General features: G+C 42.5%; 14 protein-coding genes. 13 read left to right on the top strand and 1 reads right to left on the bottom strand.

What is annotated here, in order from left to right; genetic code table 11:
- Positions 1–9 precede the first annotated feature (9 nt).
- The 6 genes from GX756_04335 (at position 10) to thrS (ending at position 8,082) form a co-directional block, all read left to right on the top strand.
- A complete protein-coding gene (locus tag GX756_04335) occupies positions 10–387 on the top strand; it encodes a carbohydrate ABC transporter permease (protein ID NLC17088.1) in 378 nt (125 codons plus the stop codon).
- Positions 388–414: 27 nt separating this feature from the next.
- On the top strand, positions 415–2,256 hold the full coding sequence (locus tag GX756_04330) for an arabinan endo-1,5-alpha-L-arabinosidase (GenBank protein ID NLC17087.1): 1,842 nt from the start codon (positions 415–417) through the stop codon (positions 2,254–2,256).
- On the top strand, positions 2,253–3,689 hold the full coding sequence (locus GX756_04325) for an arabinan endo-1,5-alpha-L-arabinosidase (protein ID NLC17086.1): 1,437 nt from the start codon (positions 2,253–2,255) through the stop codon (positions 3,687–3,689). The genes GX756_04330 and GX756_04325 overlap by 4 nt, the downstream gene beginning before the upstream one ends.
- A 36-nt stretch (positions 3,690–3,725) precedes the next feature.
- Positions 3,726–5,213 carry an alpha-N-arabinofuranosidase gene (locus GX756_04320; protein ID NLC17085.1) on the top strand — a complete coding sequence of 496 codons (1,488 nt, stop codon included), beginning with the start codon at positions 3,726–3,728 and terminating at the stop codon, positions 5,211–5,213.
- 198 nt (positions 5,214–5,411) lie between these two features.
- Positions 5,412–6,164: a hypothetical protein gene (locus GX756_04315; protein ID NLC17084.1), complete on the top strand. Its 753-nt coding sequence runs from the start codon at positions 5,412–5,414 to the stop codon at positions 6,162–6,164.
- A gap of 175 nt (positions 6,165–6,339) precedes the next feature.
- Positions 6,340–8,082: a threonine--tRNA ligase gene (thrS, locus tag GX756_04310; protein NLC17083.1), complete on the top strand. Its 1,743-nt coding sequence runs from the start codon at positions 6,340–6,342 to the stop codon at positions 8,080–8,082.
- Positions 8,083–8,140: 58 nt separating this feature from the next.
- Here thrS and GX756_04305 read toward each other — a convergent pair whose 3' ends face one another.
- Complete coding sequence (locus GX756_04305; GenBank protein ID NLC17082.1) at positions 8,141–9,331, bottom strand: nucleotidyltransferase; 1,191 nt, start codon at positions 9,329–9,331, stop codon at positions 8,141–8,143.
- A gap of 171 nt (positions 9,332–9,502) precedes the next feature.
- Between GX756_04305 and pta the strand changes: the two genes are divergently transcribed.
- From pta to smc, 7 genes are all read left to right on the top strand, one after another.
- Positions 9,503–10,489: a phosphate acetyltransferase gene (pta, locus tag GX756_04300; GenBank protein NLC17081.1), complete on the top strand. Its 987-nt coding sequence runs from the start codon at positions 9,503–9,505 to the stop codon at positions 10,487–10,489.
- A 37-nt stretch (positions 10,490–10,526) separates the two neighbouring features.
- A complete protein-coding gene (locus GX756_04295; GenBank protein ID NLC17080.1) occupies positions 10,527–11,732 on the top strand; it encodes an acetate kinase in 1,206 nt (401 codons plus the stop codon).
- A 59-nt stretch (positions 11,733–11,791) separates the two neighbouring features.
- Positions 11,792–12,274 (top strand): DUF177 domain-containing protein, encoded by a 483-nt coding sequence (locus tag GX756_04290; protein ID NLC17079.1) that lies wholly within the window; start codon positions 11,792–11,794, stop codon positions 12,272–12,274.
- A complete protein-coding gene (gene rpmF / locus GX756_04285) occupies positions 12,274–12,465 on the top strand; it encodes a 50S ribosomal protein L32 (protein ID NLC17078.1) in 192 nt (63 codons plus the stop codon). Before GX756_04290 ends, rpmF begins: the two co-directional genes overlap by 1 nt.
- A gap of 229 nt (positions 12,466–12,694) precedes the next feature.
- The gene (gene plsX / locus GX756_04280; protein NLC17077.1) at positions 12,695–13,696 is read left to right on the top strand and encodes a phosphate acyltransferase PlsX; all 1,002 of its coding nucleotides are present in this window, start codon (positions 12,695–12,697) and stop codon (positions 13,694–13,696) included.
- On the top strand, positions 13,696–14,367 hold the full coding sequence (gene rnc / locus GX756_04275; protein ID NLC17076.1) for a ribonuclease III: 672 nt from the start codon (positions 13,696–13,698) through the stop codon (positions 14,365–14,367). The genes plsX and rnc overlap by 1 nt, the downstream gene beginning before the upstream one ends.
- Positions 14,368–14,470: 103 nt before the next feature.
- A partial coding sequence (gene smc, locus GX756_04270; protein NLC17075.1) for a chromosome segregation protein SMC occupies positions 14,471–17,157 on the top strand: 2,687 nt, incomplete at its 3' end.

Below are 17,157 nucleotides of genomic sequence, written 5' to 3'. Positions count from 1 at the left end.
GGGAACATGATGATTATATTCTTTGTAATGCAGTATTTATTCGGACTGCCCGATTCCTTAATTGAATCGGCTAAGATAGACGGCGCCAGTTATTTCAAAATATTTGCGGCTATAATACTTCCCTTAGCGATGCCGGCCATAGTGGCGCAGGGATTGCTTAATTTTATGGGAACATGGAATGATTATTTGGGTCCGTTGCTCTTTACCCAAATGCGCGATTGGTATCCATTGACGGTGTCTTTGGCAAAATACAACGCCGGCATCCATGCCGAATCCCAGGTTGTTATGGCGGGTTCTGTTTTGGCGTTGCTGCCTATTTTGATAGTGTTTGGGTTGTTCCAAAAATTGATTATAGAATCCGTAATGCTGTCAGGCGTGAAAGAATAATTTTTAGCTTTTTGGGGAGGGAAAGATATGAAAAAAATATTAGCGTATTTGCTGGCGATATTTATGCCTATGGCTTTTTTAAGCCTGTCAGGCTGCAATGGCAACGGCGGTAGCGTTACTGATCTTGTAATAAAATCCGAAAAAACCGCGACCATATGGGAGGACCAAACTTACACCTTAGAGATTGACTATCCTAAAGGCTATGATTTGACAATAGTAAAGGGCGACGACAATATCGCCCAATTCAAACAGCTGAGCAACAAAAAGTTTTTGGTCACTCCAAAACAAGGAGGAACTTATATTTTGAAGCTGTTTAAGGGCGAAGAACTAAAAGAAACCATAACAATTATCATAAAAGGTTTTTATCCAAAAGACCCTAAGTTTAACGAATTGGGCATGCGGACGCAAGACTATGTCAATTGGACGGAGTTTGGCGCGCACGACCCCAGCTTTATTGAGGTTGACGGAAAATATTACGCTTTTTCTACCGACATTAACGGCACGCGTCCGGGATATCAAATAAGGGTATCGGATGATTTGCTTCATTGGAGATACGCGCAGACGGCTATATCTTTTGACGATATGCAGCCTTCGGATTATTTGGCGGGCGAGGGTGAATTCCAAGAGGCTTGGGAATGGTGCAAGACTTCGCCTGAGGAATCAAGCCAAATAGTCACAAGCGACAGCGGGGCATTTTCGTTCTGGGCGCCCGATATTATAAAAGGCAACGACGGCAAGTTTTGGCTTTATTACTCGTTGACGGGATATTTTGGCGGCTCAAAGTCCTGCATTGGCTTGGCCAAGTCCGATAATATTTTGGGACCTTATAAGCATGACAGTATAATTATCAAGTCGCCTGCCGGCTGGAACACGCCCAACTGCATTGACGCGCAAGTCATCTTTGAAGAAAACGACAGAACAAAACAAATGTGGTTGGTTTATGGCTCGTTTGGCAAGGGAATCCATATGATTGAGCTTGACAATCAAACAGGCAGAAGGGCCCAAAATCCCGAATATACGGGCGAGTATAACTTAACAGACGGCAAAGACCCCTATTACGGAATAAGGATAGCGGGCGCGACAGGCGGCATGGAAAGCCCTGTCATTTCTTATCATCCCGATGTAAAAGTATATAATCCGCAAACCAAACAATTTGAAACCAAAGCGTATTATTATTTGTTTGCTTCATATGGCGATCTCACCTCGTCATACCATATACGCGCGGCTAGAGCCGAAAAAATCACGGGGCCCTATGTGGATGTTACGGGCGAGCAGTTAAAATCCACGCCCGGCAATTGGGCTAACAGCACGGGCAACAAAGTCATGGGTTCATTTCAATGGGACGGCTATGAAATAGACTTTAACGCGCCCGGGCACAACGACTTATACACATTGGAAAACGGCGTTAATTTGATGGTTTACCACTGCAGAACATATTACTTTGAAAATACGGGGCAAGGCTCGGGCAATAATTACCATTATCTATACCTATCTCAATACGCGTTTAACGAAGACGGCCATATAGTCGTCAATCCCAATAGATACGCAAACGAATGGCTAAGACCTATCAGCGCCCAAGAATTATTGCAAAAAAGCGACGGCAATTACAAGCTGATAATCTTGAATTCTTCTACATCCAACCAGGTATCAGCGCCTGTCAAGTTAAACAGCGACGGCACGATAACGGGGGCAAAGTCGGGCACATGGCAGTTAAAAGGCGATTATTATATAACTTTAAACATTGATGATATCGTATACAAAGGCGTGGTCATGCCCGCATGGCTTCAAGAAGAAAGGGATTCAGGCTTGACTGTCTCGGCTTTGTCTTCAGACGGAATGGCTTTATATATGAATATGGAATTGGCATGAAAAAGATATTAATATTTTTGCTGACAATATCATTATTGATGTTGTCAATTTTAGGGCTCGCTTGCGCGCCCCAAGATACTAACGAAAATGACGATGATTGGACGGAGCAAACAATGACTTATCCCCAAGACCCAAAATTTGTTGATTTTGACAAATTACTAGGCAAAAGCTATTTTGAATGTCAAGAGATGTCCGCGCATGACCCTTCTATCTTTCAAGACGAGGACGGGACATTTTATGTATTTTCGACTCACGGGCTCGGCGCGCGGCAAGTCCAGATCAGAAAGTCCGAAGACCTTATACATTGGCAGACGCTGCCTTGCGCGATTGATTCAAGCGAGTTGCAAGAGGGCAAAACTTATGCGGGGCAACCCAATACTGATGTTTGGGCGCCCGATGTGATAAAAGGCGCTGACGGAAAGTATTGGCTGTATTATTCTATGTCGAGATGGGGTAGCTCAAGATCATATATCGGGCTTGCCAAATCCGATAAAGTTACGGGTCCTTACTATCATGATTCTATGGTATTAACATCTTCAGGCGGCGGAGGGCCTAACGCGATTGACCCCAATGTTATCAAAGATCCCAAGACACAAAAGTTATATATGGTTTATGGCTCGTTTTTTGGCGGAATATACATAAAAGAACTGGACGCCGCTACAGGCCGGGCAAAAGACCAAGACTTTGGCAAAAAGCTGGTCGGCGGTTCAGGTATGGCGATAGAAGGGCCTTATATCGTATATAACCGCGAGCACGATAATTATTATTTATTTGTGTCATACGGAAGCTTGTCGTCCGATTATAATATTAGGGTCGCAAGAAGCGCGAAAATAGACGGCGATTATATTGACGCCGACGGGAATTTGCTTGGTATGATGACCCATCTTAACCAAAATTACGGCACAAAAATTTTGGGCGGATATGCCTTTACCAACGATCCCAAAAATGAATTAAACCTTGGCTGGATGGCGCCGGGGCATAATTCGGTCATCAAAGCCAATAAAGATTGGTTTTTGGCGCATCATGTCCGCACATATAGATATGGAGAAGGCCCCCATATTATGCATATAAGAAAAATGGTGTTTAACGAAGACGGATGGCCGGCTGTCTCGCCGTTTAGATACGCGGGTCAAGCAAATAATAAATACTCCTTGGAAAATCTCGCGGGCGACTACCAGCTGATTTTTCAAGGCAAAGACACCGTAAAAGAGCCCAAAACGGCAATTTCCGTCCGCCTTAACCAAGACGGCGCGGTTACGGGCGAAATAACGGGAACTTTTTCAGTTTGGGAAGACGGAAAACTTTCCATAACCATTCAGCAGACCTGCTATAAAGGTTTTGTTGAAGCGGCATGGGACAATGACCAAAAAAGAAATACGCTTGCTGTATCTTTGATAGGCGGCGGCGAATCTATACTTGGAAGAAGGGTCTAAAAGGATAAATCACAAAAAAGTAGGAGGCTAAAGACAATGAAAAAAGCGAAAATTTTTGCCGATAAAAACATGCAAATCGGCAAGGTAGAATCAAAAATGTTTGGCTCTTTTATTGAGCATTTGGGAAGAGCGGTATATGAAGGCATTTATGAGCCAGACCATCCCGCCGCCGATGAAAACGGATTCAGAAAGGATGTAATTGCTCTTATAAATGAGTTAGGCGTGCCTATTGTAAGGTATCCTGGAGGCAATTTTGTTAGCGGTTATAATTGGCAAGACGGCATCGGAAAAAAGGAAAACAGGCCTGCGCGCCTTGATTACGCATGGCGCTCAATAGAAACCAACCAATTCGGCACGGACGAGTTTATGAAATGGTGCAAAGAGGCTAATGTAGAACCCATGATGGCCGTTAATATGGGCACGGGCACGCCTCAAGACGCGGGCTACTTAGTGGAGTATTGCAACCACCCTTCAGGCACATATTACAGCGAGCTTAGAAAAGCCAATGGCAGCGAAAAACCTTACGATGTCAAATATTGGTGCTTGGGGAACGAAATGGACGGACCTTGGCAGATATGCCATTTGGACGCGATAAATTATTCAAAAAAAGCTTTGGAAACGGCCAAAATAATAAGATGGATTGACAACCGCGTAAAACTCATAGCGTGCGGCAGCTCAAGCATAGATCTTCCTAGCTATCCCGATTGGGACAGAATTGTTTTGGAAAACCTTTACGACCATGTGGATTATTTGTCTATCCATCAATATTATTGGAATGAAGGCCGCGACGAAGATTTTTACGCGAGTTATAAGCGCATGGACGATTTTATAAAAACAGCCATCGCCACTTGCGATTTTGTCAAGGCAAAAAAACGCTCCAACAAGACTATTTACCTTAGCTTTGACGAATGGAATGTTTGGTATCTAAAGGATGTTAAGCTTGAGAACTGGGCTTATGCGCCCCATATCTTGGAAGACAGATACACATTGCAAGACGCCATAGTCTTTGGCGGGCTTATGAACACATTGCTCAATAACTGCCATCGCATAAAAATCGCGTGCTTGGCGCAATTGGTCAATGTCATCGCGCCTATATTCACCCAAAAAGGCGGGGCGGCAATCAGGCAGACCACTTTTTATCCTTTCAAATACGCAAGCCAATACGGCCAAGGCCAGGCCCTAATGACGATAAGCGAATGCGACGAATTTGATTCCAAATTTGGCAAAGTCAAAGAACTAAGCCAGTCCATAATATATGACCAAAAAACCGATTCCTTGGCGGTGTTTGTATGCAATTATAGCCAAGACGCGATAGAAGCCGAAATAGAATTGAGGTCGTTTGGGGATTTGGAAATAATAGAACATATTGTTTTAGACGGCGCGGACCTAAAAGCTATTAATGATTTTGAAAACCCGTCAAGAGTAACGCCCAAAAATGTTGATACGGGCATTGTAAAAGACGCAAAAGCTTACATAAACCTTTCTCCATTGTCTTGGAATATGATAAGGGTGAAAATAAAATAAAATCCAAGACAAAAAACCTAGGCGCTGGAACAAGCCAGCGCCTAGGTTTTTTAATATTATTCATTAATAATTAATACCGCAAAAACGCTGATTTTCCGATTTAAGATTACAAAAAGTTACCACGCCAATTAAAGCCAAATCAGCCCAAAAAAAGTTTATTTTGAACAGCTCTTGCATAAACTATTGCAAGAGGTTTTTATGTGGGAATTAAGTATAAGTATTGATTCAAAAAAAGCGGCTTGTATAGACAATCTTATGCAAGACATAACCCCTTATGTAAAAAAAGCGGGCGGCGTAATGGCGCGCGGCAAGGCGCTGTCCAGGGATTATTTGGCTTTGGCGTGCGAAGAGACCAAAAGCAAAATAATAACGGACGCCTTGCATGAGATTATTTCCAACATAATAATTACGGATTTTAAGCTGGAATATTTGCAGGAAAACTCCCGATTGCCCATAAACAATCAAATCAACTACAATGCGTTTATCAAGGCGTTGGTTGAATTTGACAGGGAATTTGACCGCGAAGTAGTGATTAGAAAACTCTTTTTCAACAAAGAACTCATGCTGGACGGCTTTTATAATTTCAGGCTAAAAGAGCTAAGAGACCGCTGGCAAGAAATATGCGATTTGGCGAACAACAATTCCGCCTATCTTTCATACCACGAAACTTTTTTGGAGCTGTTAAAATTTTTGGTAAACACCATAAACAGCAAACTTGACGAAGTACATATATTTGACGAAAACGGCAAATATGTTTTTTACGACAAACATATGAACAAAATCAAAAACCAAAAATATCATTTGGACGAGGAGATAAACAGCGAAACGCTGATACCGTCTTTAATCAACCTTTCGCCCAACAAAATAGTCTTTCACCATATAGACAAGATGCCGGTTGTTATAGTCAATATGATAAGCAGCATTTTTGAAAACCGAATAGAAGTAAGATAAAGATACATATAAGCCAAACGCCCTTGATAAAAAAGTCAAGGGCGTTTTTTTATTTTTATAAAAATGCCATTATGTTGACGATTGATTGTTTTGGGTATATAATCAAATAATACATTTAAATTTGCCAAAAAATTTTTTAAATATAACCAAAATCTTAGCTTGGAGATAAAAATTTATGGAATTAGAGGTTTTAAGGCATAGCGCGTCGCACCTATTGGCGCACGCGGTCAAGCGTCTTTATCCCGATGCGAAATTGGGGATAGGACCGGCGACCAATACGGGTTTTTATTATGACTTTGATTTTTCCGAGCCTGTTACGATGGCGGATTTAGAAAAAATAGAACAGGAAATGGCCAAAATTTCCAAAGAAAATCTAAAGATAGAAAGGTTTGAGCTATCCAAACAAGAGGCTATCGCCTTAATGCAAGAACAAGGCCAAATCTACAAAATAGAGCTTATCAACGAATTGCCCGAAGGCGAGGCCATTTCTTTTTATAGGCAAGGGGATTTTGTTGACCTTTGCCGCGGGCCCCATGTCAATTACACGGCAAAAATCAAGCATTTCAAACTTCTGTCGGTAACGGGCGCGTATTGGCGGGGCAGCGAAAAAAACAAGATGCTGACCCGCATATACGGCGCGGCTTTTGCGACCAAAGACGAATTATTGGCGCATTTGCAAGCTTTGGAAGAAGCCAAAAAACGCGACCACAATAAGCTTGGCAGGGAGCTTGGCATATTTATGACCGAAGAAAACATAGGGCAAGGCTTGCCCCTGTTGATGCCCAAGGGCGCCAAGATTATGCAAAAACTCATAAGGTGGGTGGAAGACGAAGAAGAAAAAAGGGGTTATTTGTTCACCCGCACTCCCTTTATGGCCAAGAGCAATCTTTACAAAATAAGCGGGCATTGGGACCATTACCGCGAGGGAATGTTTATTTTGGGCGAAGAAGGCGTTGACGACGGGCTAAAAGCGCTAAGACCGATGACTTGTCCGTTCCAGTTTATGATATACAAAAACGGAATCAAAAGTTATAGGGATTTGCCCTTAAGATATGCCGAGACTTCCGCGCTATTTAGGAACGAAAGCAGCGGCGAAATGCACGGGCTTATAAGGGTGCGTCAATTCACCTTGAGCGACGGCCATATCATTTGCGCGCCCGAGCAAGTAAAAGACGAATTCAAAAACGCGTTGGAATTGTCCTATTATTTGATGGACACTTTGGGCCTTAGGGAAGATATAACATTTAGGTTTTCCAAATGGGACCCCAATAACAGCGAAAAATACATCAACGACCCTCAAAAATGGGAAACCACCCAAAAGCTAATGAAAGAGATACTGGACGATTTGGGCATTGACTATGTGGAAGCCGAGGGCGAGGCGGCTTTTTACGGACCGAAACTGGACTTCCAAATAAAAAACGTCTATGGAAAAGAAGACACAATCATAACCATCCAAATAGATTTCGCCTTGGCGGAAAGGTTCGGTATGGAATATACCGATGCCGACGGGCAAAAAAAGCATCCTATAATTTTGCACCGAAGCTCAATAGGCTGTTACGAAAGAACTTTGGCGCTGCTGATAGAAAAATACGCGGGCGCGTTCCCGATCTGGCTTGCCCCCGTTCAGGTAGTCGTGATGTCGCTTACTGACCGCGCTATTGACGAAGCCGAGAAAGTGTATAACGAGCTCAAAAATCATGGCATCTTAGCGCAAAAAGACACAAGAGCCGAAAAAATCGGCTATAAAATCAGGGAAGCCCAAATCAACAAAATACCTTATATGCTGATTATAGGCGACAAAGAAAAAGAACAAGGGGTAGTGAGCGTCCGAAGCCGAAAAGACGGCGACTTGGGCGCGTTTAAGCTAAATGATTTTATCAAAAAAATCAAGCACGAAATAGATACCAAAGCAAGATAAGAAAACTCCCTTAGGGGAGTTTTTTTTGATTTTTGACGATAAAAATTTAAGGCGAATTTCAATATATTATCATTCCATGCCCAAAAAACATGCCTTTTTTTCTTCGGCTGATTTGGCAGTATAAGTCGTCGGCCAAAATATTGACATTCAGCATATTAAGAGTGTCTTGGCCGTCAATCTTTTGGACATCTTTTTTGCGCGTTATATAATTTTTGGCCAAAAAGTTGAGCAAAATTTTCTTTTCTTTTTTAATGCCCAAAACATTAAGGTAAGGCGGGCATTTCTTGCTTGCGCTCATTAATTCTTTGGTTATTTTTAGCGTGGGATAAAGAAGCATCCTTTTGAGCCTAGCAAGAGTGTATCTTTTGGTCTTTACTGCGGCGGCGACATCGTCCAAAGTGTGACTGGTTTGGATTTTGCTTTTAATTCGGTTTTCTATGCCTTCGTTAAAGTCATAAAAGTTTTTTAAGTCTTTTAAAGAGCTGTTCATTATGTTAAATAGGCATATATCGGATAAAGACCGCGTCATCTTGTCAAAATCATAATAGTTTTCTTTATACAGCTTGATTAAGTCTTGGGGCGCGGAGGTTATCTTGTCCCAAGAAGAGTTTTTGACGGCAAGCCTGATAGCCGAAGCTGAATCAAACTCGCCCTTAAGGTCCGTGTCATTATAATTGCTTCCGATGCGCTTTAGGGTGATAGGCTGTATATCGCTTTTATGCCTGATTAAAGCTTTTATATATTCTATTCCCAAAATATTATTAGGCGAGCTTGCGAGCTTTTCAATTTCTTGCCCGTATATTTTTTTAACAGCCGTAGAAAGAGCCTTTGGGTAACTTAAACCCATATTCAAACAGTCTTTTATGGCTTTTTTGAACTTGGGACTTTCGGTCTTCAAAACTTGGGCCGCGTTAACAAGCTCGTCAATATTTCCGCTTTCGCTTCCAAAACTTAGCCAACGGATATTTTGTATTTGGTTAATCACTTTTACGGCGCCGTCGGCAAAAATATCCGCGCCCGCTACCGCGAAAACAGTGGGCAATTCCACAACCATATCCGCGCCGTATCTCAAAGCCGCCATAGTCCGCGAGTATTTGTCCAAAATTGAAGGCTCGCCCCTTTGAACAAAATTGCCGCTCATAACGCAGACAAGCCCGTCGCACTTTGTGGCTTCTTTGGTGTAACGGATATGTTCTATATGCCCGTTGTGCATAGGGTTATATTCGCAAATAATCGCCGCTAATTTCATTATTTGGTCCTGAAAAATTATTAAAAACGCTTATTTTGCCAAATGATAAATTTGCGCCCAAAAATACAAACTCCCTTTTATACGACCCAAACAAGACTTTTTGGTTTACATAAGAGGGTGGGAGGAGTATAATATATACGGCAAAAAATATTATAACATTGGAGCGGATAGATGTCTATACTGTTAGAGGAAATTCGCGGCAAAGCTAAAGCCGCGGACAAAAAAATTATTTTAGCCGAAGGCGAAGAGCCGCGAACAATAGAGGCAGCCAAAAAAATAGCAAAAGAAAAAATCACGCGAGTCGCTTTGGTGGGCAATTCCCGATCAATCCAATCAATAGGCGGCAACTTGGAAGGAATAGAAATAATAGATCCAGCTACCGATAAAAACCGTGAAAGATATATAGATATATTGTATCAGGCGAGAAAATCCAAAGGACTTACTTACGAACAAGCCCAAGAGCTAGCCCTAGACCCGCTTTATTATTCCGTTTTGGCGGTAAAGGCGGACGACGCCGACGGAATGGTCGCGGGCGCGGTTCATTCCACAAGCGACACTTTAAGACCCGCGCTACAAATTATAAAAGCAGCCCCCGGCATTAGGACGGTTTCAAGTTTTTTTCTAATGATAATAGAAGGCAGCAAATACGGCTATAACGGGGCTTTTTTATTTGCCGATTGCGGTCTTAACCCCAATCCCGATGCCGACCAATTGGCCGAAATAGCCGTAACAAGCGCCCAAAGCGCGCATATCCTTACGGGGATGGATCCGCATGTGGCGATGCTTTCTTTTTCCACCAAGGGTAGCGCCAAGCACGAGCTTGTGGATAAAGTGATATTGGCTACCCAAAAAGCTAAAGAGTTAAACCCCAATCTAAAAATAGACGGCGAATTGCAGGGAGACGCCGCGCTTGTGGAAAGCGTGGCCAAGCTAAAATGCCCCGACAGCGAAGTGGCGGGCAAAGCCAATGTGCTTATTTTCCCCGATCTTAACGCGGGCAATATCGCCTATAAGCTTGTCCAAAGGCTTGCTAACGCGGTTGCGATAGGGCCTATTTGCCAAGGATTTAACAAGCCTGTTAACGACTTATCCCGAGGCTGCACGGCGGAAGACATAGTTGACGCTGTGGCGATAACCGCCGTTCAGGCGACTGTTTAATAAATATTTTGTTTAAAAAAGAGTGGAGAATGCGAGAATGAATATTTTGGTGGTAAACGCCGGCAGCAGTTCGTTAAAATACCAATTAATAGAAATGAATAACGAAAAAGCGCTGGCCAAGGGAACATGCGAAAGAATAGGACAATTAATTTCCCAATTAAAAGCTACGGGTAAAGACGGAAAGAGCTTTGTGGTAGAAAAACCCATACCCGACCATAATGTCGCGGTCCAATTAATGCTGGAAGCCTTAGTCCATGAAGAATACGGCGTAGTAAAAGATATAAACGAAATTCAGGCGGTAGGACATAGAGTGGTCCACAGCGCCGAGGATTTTAACTCGTCGGTCTTGATTGACGACGAGGTTTTGGAGATTTGCCGCAAAAACAGCGATTTGGCGCCTTTGCATGTGCCGGCCAATATCATAGGCATATTGGCGTGCAAAGAAGCTATGCCTAACACGCCTATGGCTGCGGTGTTTGATACGGCGTTCCATTCCACTATACCGCCTTACGCTTATATTTACGCCTTGCCTTACCAAGCCTATGAGGAATGGAGAATAAGAAAATACGGCTTTCACGGCACATCGCACAAATATGTGTCCCAAGAAGCCGCCAAATATCTCAATAAAGATATCAAAGATTTAAAGATAATAACTTGCCATTTGGGCAACGGCTCGTCCATTACAGCCGTAAAAAACGGCAAATCGGTAGATACTTCTATGGGCTTTACTCCCTTGGAAGGCTTGGTAATGGGCACAAGATGCGGCGATATTGACCCCGCTGTGATAGAATTCATTATGGAAAAGACAAATTGGACAATATCGCAAACAATGGACTACCTCAACAAAAAAAGCGGCGTGCTGGGAATTTCGGGCGTAAGCAGCGATTTTAGAGACTTAATAAAAGCGGTATACGAGGGCAACAAAAGGGCCGAATTGGCCTTGGATGTGTTTTGTTACAGAATCAAAAAATACATAGGCGCTTACGCGGCGGTAATGAACGGCGTTGATATCATAGTGTTTACCGCGGGAATAGGCGAGCATAACCCCGAAGTAAGGGAGCGGGTCCTAAAAGGACTGGATTATTTGGGCTTAGAACTCAATAACGAGCTTAATTATAATGTGGAAAGAGGCAAACTAACCGATCTTAGCGGACCAAATTCCAAGGTCAAAATCTTGTTAATCCCGACCAACGAAGAATTGGTTATTGCCCGCGAAACCCAAGCTCTTATAAAAAATAATTGACTTTTTGGGTATCATTTAATATAATATGCTAGCGTGCACGCTGGCGCGCGAGGTAAAAAATGAAAATCAGAATTCCCGTCAAGCCCGTCGCAGTTATTGACTTTGAATTTGAGGCCGAGGCGGCGCAATTCTTACCCGATTATGTCAAGCCGTTGCGTCCCGCAAGCATAAAAGGCAAATTGACCAAAAAAGACGACGGATATAGGGCGGAAGGGACAATAAATTACAGTTTTGAATATAATTGCGACTTATGCATTAAGGCGTCGGAGTTTTCCAAAACTGTTAATTTTGACGAATTCTTTACAAAAAACGCTCAAGACCAAGAGGCATATCATTTTGAAGGCGATATAGTGGATATCACGCAATTGGCAATAGACGCGATAGTGCTAAGCTTGCCTTCGCGATTGATATGCAAACCCGATTGCAAAGGACTGTGCCCTGTTTGCGGAACGGATAAAAATATTAAGGAATGCGGCTGTAAGAACGAAAAAACGGCAAATAATCCGTTTGAAATTTTAAAGGGCATTGGAGGTGAAAAATAATGGCAGTTCCCAAGCGAAAAGTATCCAAACAAAGATCAAACACAAGATACGCCAATTGGAAGGCCCAAGCGCCCAATTTAGGCGAATGTCCTCAATGTCATGAACCCAAACTTGCCCATCGCGTGTGCAAGGCTTGCGGATATTATGACGGGGAAAAAGTTGTCGATGTGAAACAAAATAAAGAAAAATAACCTTTAGGTTAAGTTATTTTTAGAATTTTAAATCTAAAACTCTAAAGTTTTTTAATGATTAGGGCTTTAGAGTTTTTTTATTTTAGAAAATAAAAACCAAAAAAAATACGCGCCAAATTTAATAATAGTTATACCAAAAAAACGCCAATTCCTTATACTTGCTTATACTTGTGTTAATGGCGATTTTTGTTTATAATAATTTTAATTAGATTAATTTGGAGTTATTTTTATGAAGATTTTAATTGACGCGTTTGGCGGAGATCATGCGCCGAAAGAGATTATAAAAGGCGCGATTGACGCCCTAAAAAACAATCCCGACATTAAAATAGTTTTATCAGGCAAGCAAGATATAATTTCAAAAGAGTTAGAAAATTATGAGTTTGATTTAGACCGCATAGAAATATTGGACGCCCCGGAAGTAATTTCCAACGACGAGCATCCAACCTTGGCAATACGCGCAAAAAAAGAGTCGTCATTGGTAAAAGGGCTATACCGTTTGAAAGAAGATCCCCAAATAGCCGCCATGATATCGGCGGGAAGTACGGGCGCGTTTTTAACGGGCGCGATGCTGATTTTGGGAAGATTGGACGGCATAGACAGACCGGCGCTAGCGCCCGTTCTGCCTACAATTACCCGCGGGCACACAATGCTGATTGATGGCGGCGCCAATATGGATTGCAAGCCCGAGTATTTTGTCCAGTTTGCCATTATGGGTTCGGCTTATATGCAATCCGTTTTTAATATAGAATCCCCTCGCGTGGGCCTTTTGTCCGTAGGCACAGAGGACGAAAAGGGCAACGCCCAAACAAAAGCCGCGCTGGAGCTTTTGAGAAAAGCCCCTATTAACTTTAAGGGCAATATGGAAGCAAGAGACGCGCTCTCGGGCGATTACGATGTTTTGGTGTCGGACGGCTTTGGAGGCAATATAATGCTAAAGTCCATAGAGGGAGCAGTAAATATGATATTGACGGCGCTCAAACAAGCCGTTATGGAAAGGACATTATCCAAAATCGGCGCGGCGCTTATGAAACCCGCGTTTAAGCAACTAAAAGAGAGGCTAGACTACAACAAAGTGGGCGGAGCGCCGTTTTTGGGTTGCAAAAAAATTGTCATCAAAACCCACGGCTCGTCCAAAGCCGAGGCAATAGCGGCCGCCATATCGCAGGCTCAAACTATGGCTAAGATGGACTTAATCGGAAAAATCAAAAGCGGAATTGAAAAGATAATTTGATGGACATAGCAAAAATTCAAAACCTTATAGGATATGAATTTAACAATAAAGAATTTTTAATTACCGCCTTTACCCACTCGTCATATTCCAACGAACACCAAGTCCAAAGCAATGAAATGCTTGAGTTTTTGGGCGACAGCGTTTTGAGTTTAGCCGTTAGCGAGTATTTATACCAAAACGCCGATTCCAACTGGAAAGAAAAAGATTTGTCCGAAAAACGCGCGATCATAGTCAACAAAACGCCTTTGGCTAAAGCGATAGATAAAAAAAAGGGGCTTATCGGCTTTTTAAGATGCGGAGTGGGCGAAGCGCGCTCAAACCCTACCAAATCGGAAGCGACCAAATGCGATTTGTATGAAGCTATCGTGGGCGCTATTTTTTTGGACGGCGGCATGCAGGCGGCCAAAGCTTTTATCCATAGGACCTTAGGCGCCAATATGGCTCAAGCGCTAAAGGCCAAGACAGGCAATTATGTGGGATTGCTTTTGGAACATACCTTATTGCAAAAAAAAGATATTTTTAGATATGCCCAAACCAACCAAGACCAGCCGATGTTTTTGGTGGAGGTCGTGCTAGACCAAAAAACATTATCCAAAGCCCAAGCCAAGAGCAAAGCCCAAGCCGAAAAACTGGCGGCCAAGGCCGCTTGCGTCAAACTGGGGCTTCTTTAGGCTATAAACTGTTTTTATCGACAAGTAACGATTTTTACTGCTTTGCAAACATAGACATTTTATGCTAAAATGACTAAAGTTTAAACAATAGGGAAAACAAGCGTTGTATTTTAAAAAACTTGAGATATACGGATTCAAATCTTTCGCCGACAAGCTCACCGTTGAATTTGGCAGCGGCATTACGGCCATTGTGGGTCCTAACGGCTGCGGCAAAAGCAATGTCGCCGATTGCATAAGGTGGGCGTTGGGCGAGCAGTCCCCTAAAACCCTGCGCGGGTCCAGCATGCAAGACGTAATATTTAACGGCTCGGCGACCCGAAAATCCCTTTCTTATTGCGAGGTTTTGTTATATTTTGACAATTCAGAGCGCATATTTGATACTGATTTTGAGGAAGTCGTAATTTCCCGAAAACTATACAGAAACGGCGAAAGCGAATACGCCATCAACAAAACGCCTTGCCGCCTAAAAGACATCACGGCGATTTTGCATAATTCGGGCTTAGGCAAGGGCAGTTATTCAATTATAGGACAGGGCAGGATAGACGAGATTTTGAGCGCCAAGCCTGAAAACAGGCGCAGCATTTTTGAAGACGCGGCGGGAATAACCAAATACAAACAAATCAAACTAGAAAACGAGCGCAAGCTTTTAAGGGCGGAGGACAAACTAACCACCCATATAGCCATTATGAACGAGCTTGAAAAAAACCTTGAGCCTTTGCAAAAACAATGCGAAAAAGCCCAAAAGTATTTGGATTTGAAAAAGCGCCAGCGCATTTTAGACATCAATAACTATATAGTTTTATACGAAACGGCCGAAGAAAAGAAAAGACAAGCCCAAAAGGCTTTGGACGCCGTCAACCAAGAAATATCCCAAAAACAAAAAGAATACGACCAAGCCTATGAAGAATACATAAAGGCTATGGAATACTCGTCCCAGCTTGATATCGATATCAAGTCTTTAAACGACGAAAGACTGTCTTTGTCTTTGAAGCTTGAGCGCGCCGAAAGCGAGCAAAAGTTAATAAGGGAAAAAATAAATTATCTAAAAGAACAAAACGAAAGGCTATCCGCCCAATTGCTAAAAGACCAAGCGGAACTGGAAGACAGCGTCGCGGCGTTAAACCAAAACATAGAAAAATCCAACCAATTAGGCGATACTATCAATAATTTGCGCGTCCAAATAGAAGAATACAATAACAGCTATATAGAAATCTCAAGCATAATAAGCGAGATAGAAAGCCAAGCGCAAAAAGCGCACAAGCAAGAGCTTGAGGCTTTAAATAAAATTACCGATATAAAATCCCAATTATCAAGCCTAAAAGAAAAAAAGGCCAATTTGGAAGAAAAAATTAACGATTGCGCCAAAAAAGTTCAAAACCTTGCCAGCCGTCTTACCGAAGACGAAATAAGGGCGATTAAGCTAAACAAAAACATAGAAAGGCTTGAGATAGAGCGTTCCAAGCTAAAAGCCGATTTGGATTTGCTTACCAACCAATACAATAGCAAGTTAAAACAGAGCAAAGAATTTGCCAGTCAAGTAGAAGCTTTGAGCGCGCAATACCATAAGCAAAAAACTCAAGCCAAGCTCCTTGACGATATCGCGCAAGATATGCGCAATTACAGCCATAGCGTAAAGTCTTTGTTTAACGCGGCCAAGACTGATTCGGTTTTGGCAAGACATATAGAAAATGTGGTCGCCAAAGTTATCAAAGTCAAACCCCATCTAGAAACAGCGATAGAAATGGCTTTGGGCGCGACCGCCCAAAACATTATCACCCCCGACGAGCAAAGCGCGAAATACGCGGTCAATTATCTAAAGCAAAATAATCTCGGACGCGCGACATTTTTGCCCGTTTCAGCCGTCAAGCCCAGATATTTGGACCAAAGCCTAATAGACAAAATCAAAGGTTTTGAGGGCTGTTATGGCGTCGCCGCCGACCTTATTGGTTACGACCCTAGATATGACGGCATAATTCGTATGCTTTTGGGCAGGACGGTGATAGCCAAAGATTTGGATACGGCTATTAAAATAGCCAAAAGTTGCGATTATTCTTTTAAGATTGTTACGCTTGACGGCGACATAATTGCCTATGGCGGCGCGATTACAGGCGGCAGCAAAAAACGGGAAGTTTCCAATCTTTTAAGCTATGAAAACGAGCTTGCCAAAATAACTAAACTTTTGAAAGAAACCGAAGAAAAGCTGACAGGGGCTTTGAGGCAAAAAACTCAAGCAGAGCAAGAATTGGAAAACATAAACCAAGAACTTAAAAAATGCCAGCATGATTTGCATGTCCGCGACATAGAATGGGCGTCCGAAAAGGAACAATACAAAAAAATATTAACCCAGATAGAAAACTACAAAAGAGAAATACTATTTTATAACGAAGAGAGCCAAAAAGCGCAAGATAGCATAATAGAAATCAATAATAATATAGAAACCCTAACTTCTCAAGAACAAATTATCTCAAACAGCAAACAAAACGAAGACAGCCAAAACACGCAAAAACAGCAGTATTATGAAGAACTAAAAAACCAAAGGGAAGCTTTGCTTTCCAAGATAACCAACGCCAAGGTGGATCTTGCCGCCTATATCAGCCAAAAGAACGCGCGCGACAGCGAGATAAAAAGATCGTCTTCAAGAATAAAATACCTGGAAGAAAGCATCTCGGAGAGCAAAAAGAGCATCAAAGCCAACAACGATATTATAGAAACAGCCGACCTGCCCTTAATAAGCGGCATCGCGGCAGACCCCAAAGACCATGAGAGATTAAAAGAAATAGAAGAAAGACT

This window comes from Clostridiales bacterium (assembly GCA_012512255.1).
Classification (GTDB): Bacteria; Bacillota; Clostridia; order Christensenellales; family DUVY01; genus DUVY01.
The sequence above is the reverse complement of the archived record's forward strand: the minus strand, read 5'-3'. Positions and strand labels throughout refer to the sequence as shown.